Origin of the sequence: Thermovirga sp. (assembly GCA_012523215.1) — a bacterium.
GTDB lineage: Bacteria > Synergistota > Synergistia > Synergistales > Thermovirgaceae > 58-81.
Genome location: JAAYIZ010000015.1, coordinates 1 through 3,547, shown reverse-complemented (window position 1 = coordinate 3,547; position 3,547 = coordinate 1). Strand labels below are relative to the sequence as shown.

Below are 3,547 nucleotides of genomic sequence, written 5' to 3'. Positions count from 1 at the left end.
TAAAAGGCATAGGCATTGATATGTGCAGCATCTCCCGTCTGGGGAATGCTTTGGACACCCCCGCCTTCATGGAAAAGGTTTTCACCGAAAGAGAAAAGGATTATGCCTTGTCCAGGGGAGGAAAAACAAGGCACCTTGCCTCGGCCTTCGCCGCCAAGGAGGCCTTTGCCAAGGCCGGAGGTTGGGGTTTGGGACGTGTCGGTCTGAAGAATGTCTCCCTCGAACGCAGGGAAGGCGCGCCCTTCCTGTCAATCCAGGGCAACGCCGAATCACTGATGCAATCCCTGGGCGTCCGTAGCGTCCATGTCAGCGTGACCCATGAGGGAGATTACGCCGTGGCGGTGGTTGTACTTGAGGGGTGAGCTATCTTGTTTCTCTACGATGCCGAGGATATAAGACAGGCTGACTGGAAGGTTGCGGATCAACTTGGGATTCCCCCTGTCATTCTCATGGAAAACGCCGGTAGGGGCGTGGCCGACGCCGTTAAATGGAAGTTCCCCTCCATTTCACGGATATTGATTGCTTGCGGTGGAGGGAACAACGGCGGTGACGGGCTGGTTGCCGCCAGGTATCTTCTTAAAGAAGGGTTCGTTGTTTCGATTCTCCTTGCCGTTTCGGAAGGCAAGATGGCCCGCGAGGCAGCGACCAACCTTGAGATTCTTCGGAAGATCGGCTGTCCACTCCTATCCTCCGAGGGCAAAACGGACGGGGAGCTCACAAAACTGGTCGCCGAACAGGACCTGTTGATCGATGGCCTCTTGGGAACGGGTTCCAAAGGCGCTCCCAGGGGCGAAATAGAGAGGATCATCAGAGCCGCCGGCGGAATCGTCCCTGTCACCGCTATCGATATTCCTAGTGGAGTCGACCCCTCGACGGGCGAGATAGAGGGCGAGGCCTTGAAGGCGGATCTTACAGTCGCAATACTCGCCAGAAAGATCGGTCATGAAGTAATGCCGGGAAGGGCATACCGGGGAGACCTGGTAACGGTGGATCTGGGCCTGGAGACCGGGCTCCTGCTCCCGGGGGGGCAAAGGGTTGAGCTGTTGGAACCATCACTGGTTTCGGGATATTTACCGCCCCTGTCGCCCTTCGTACACAAGGGCGACAGGGGCGTCGTCCTTATAATAGGTGGGAGCGAGAGGTACCGAGGAGCGCCAGTCCTTTCGGCCCTGGGAGCGCTACTGGGCGGTTCGGGCGGCGTCCTCGCTGCTGTACCGATCGATTCGCTGCCAATGTTCTCTCTCCACCCGGAAGTTATTCCCCTGGAGGTCGAAAAAAAAGATGGGGTCATAGCACCGGAGGCCTGGGATCGCATTCTGAGCCTGTGGAGTGGGAGATTCTCGGCGGTCGTGGTCGGTCCGGGCCTTGACAGGGGAATCATCCCCCTGGAATTGGTCCGGAGAATCTGGAGGGAATGGGAGGGTCCACTCTGCCTGGACGGCGATGCCCTTCACTCGCTTGTCCGTTGTGATGACTTCGAACCAAGAAGCGCCGATACGGTGATCACACCCCATGAGGGCGAGGCGGGGGCTTTGCTGTCCATGGAGAGAGCGCGGGTGGGGCGATACCGACTCAAGTCGGCCCTGACGCTATCCTCGAGATTCGGCGTGACCCTTCTCAAGGGACCCTGCTCGCTGATTTCCGACGGCAAAAGGACCAGGGTGAATCCCCATATTGTCCCGGGCCTTTCCGTTCCTGGATCAGGGGATGTTCTTTCAGGATTGGTGGGGGCTTTCCTGGCCAGGGGCCTCAGCGCTTTCGACGCGGCCGCTGCGGCCGCCTTTGTCCATGGCTCAGCCGGCGAATTATTGCAAAATGAGAAAGGACCCCATGGAATTACCGCCAGCGAGATTGCTCTTGCTCTTCCCTCGGCGATGGCCCGGTTGCCGGTGGCTTACCGAAAGGTTGAGCCATGATCTTCATGGACGACTCGATCCGGAGGCAAAAATGCGGGTTCAGCTTCCTTTCGATGAGCCCCGAGGATACGAAAACCTTCGCGGGGTGCCTTTCGCTCTATTCCTTCCCAGGCCTGGTGGTTTTTGTTTCCGGAACCTTGGGAGCGGGCAAGACCGAATTCGTCAGGGGTTTTGCTTCGAGGATTAGCCGTGACGTTGTAAGGAGCCCCTCCTTCACATTGATCAACGAGTACAAGGGTGATATCCCCATTGCGCATGTTGATCTTTATAGAATTGAAAATAACGCATCGATGGAGCTATCGCTCGAGGAATATGTGCGGGAAGGGTTTATCGTGCTTCTCGAATGGCCGGAAAACTGGGATGGTGGAAAACCGTCGGAAACCTGGACGGTCAAGCTTGCCATGCCGGTAGGCCCACCCCGGGGAACCGAAGGGCATAATATCCGCCTTGTGAAAATCACCTGCGAAGGAGAAACCGCCTGCGAGCATCTGGGGCAGTTCTTTTCCTGGTTTTGCGCCGAGCGCCGGGAGGCCGAGGGATGAAAGTACTGGGTATCGACTGTTCCACGGGCTGGACCGGGGTCGGGCTTTTTTTGGATGGCGCCGTCACCGTTGACGTCAACTATTTTGTGGGAAGGAAGCAGTCCTCCCTCCTCCCTATCCTTGTCGAAGATGCCCTGGAGAGAACGGCGCTGGCCCCTGTTTCCCTGGATGCCGTCGCCGTGACAGTGGGACCAGGGTCATTCACAGGAATAAAGGTGGGGCTTTCTTATGCCTGCGCCCTGGCAGAAGGCGCAGGCAAAAAGGTTGTGCCGATCAGTTCCCTCTTGGCCCTGGGTGCACCCTTCCTGGACGGCGTGAGGTTACTGATTCCCCTGATCAGGGCGAGAAAGGGCCAGGTTTATTTTTCCATCATCAAGGGTGAAAGAAGGTTCCCCCTTATCGCCTCCCCACCGGGCATTATGCCCGTGGATGACCTGGTTACAATGGAGGGTATGAACTCCACCCATTTCACCGTGGCCGATGAAGACCCTCATTTGCACCAGGACCTTGCCGAGTCGCGGATACCCTCCTCCTTGAACGCTTTTATCAGGGGCGGGTCGGTTGCCTTGTTAGGGGCTTTATTCCTGAGTGAAGCAGTGGACCCTGGTGAAGCGAGGACTAAATATATCAGAGAACCCGATACGGGGCCGGATCGATGATAGAGCAGTAAAATGATACAAGGTCTCTGATCAAACTCGGCACTGAAGTATGATATATTTGCCATTGATTTCTCGGAATGAAACAGGAAGGACTCGAAAAGGCGAGACGGGAGAAGTCTCCTTTTCCGTAAACAGAATTCCACATAGCAAGGGAGGGATGCGTGATCATGGATCTCATCCATGAACACCCGATACTCGATTTCCGGCATGGGAAGAAGATCAAGTTCACCTTCGATGATGAAGAGCTGGAGGGGTTTGAGAGCGAACCGATTGCCGCAGCTCTTCATGCAAATGGAATAAGGATTTACAGGTTGACCCCTCAGAGGCGGCAGCCAAGGGGTTTCTTCTGTGCCATCGGCAAATGTTCCTCCTGCTTCCTGGTCGTTGATGGTGTACCCAATGTCCGGTCCTGCATCACGCCGCTGAAGGC

General features: G+C 56.4%; 5 protein-coding genes. All 5 read left to right on the top strand.

All coding sequences use genetic code 11. The features are described 5' to 3' along the window. Nucleotides 1–362, top strand: a 362-nt coding sequence (gene acpS / locus GX108_00615; GenBank protein ID NLO55551.1) for a holo-ACP synthase, incomplete at its 5' end; no start/stop codon positions are given. Nucleotides 363–368: 6 nt separating this feature from the next. Beyond that, on the top strand, nucleotides 369–1,916 hold the full coding sequence (locus tag GX108_00610) for an NAD(P)H-hydrate dehydratase (GenBank protein ID NLO55550.1): 1,548 nt from the start codon (nucleotides 369–371) through the stop codon (nucleotides 1,914–1,916). Next, a complete protein-coding gene (gene tsaE / locus GX108_00605) occupies nucleotides 1,913–2,458 on the top strand; it encodes a tRNA (adenosine(37)-N6)-threonylcarbamoyltransferase complex ATPase subunit type 1 TsaE (GenBank protein NLO55549.1) in 546 nt (181 codons plus the stop codon). The genes GX108_00610 and tsaE overlap by 4 nt, the downstream gene beginning before the upstream one ends. After that, a complete protein-coding gene (gene tsaB, locus GX108_00600; GenBank protein ID NLO55548.1) occupies nucleotides 2,455–3,117 on the top strand; it encodes a tRNA (adenosine(37)-N6)-threonylcarbamoyltransferase complex dimerization subunit type 1 TsaB in 663 nt (220 codons plus the stop codon). Before tsaE ends, tsaB begins: the two co-directional genes overlap by 4 nt. Nucleotides 3,118–3,284: 167 nt before the next feature. Next, nucleotides 3,285–3,547, top strand: a 263-nt coding sequence (locus GX108_00595) for a (2Fe-2S)-binding protein (GenBank protein ID NLO55547.1), incomplete at its 3' end; no start/stop codon positions are given.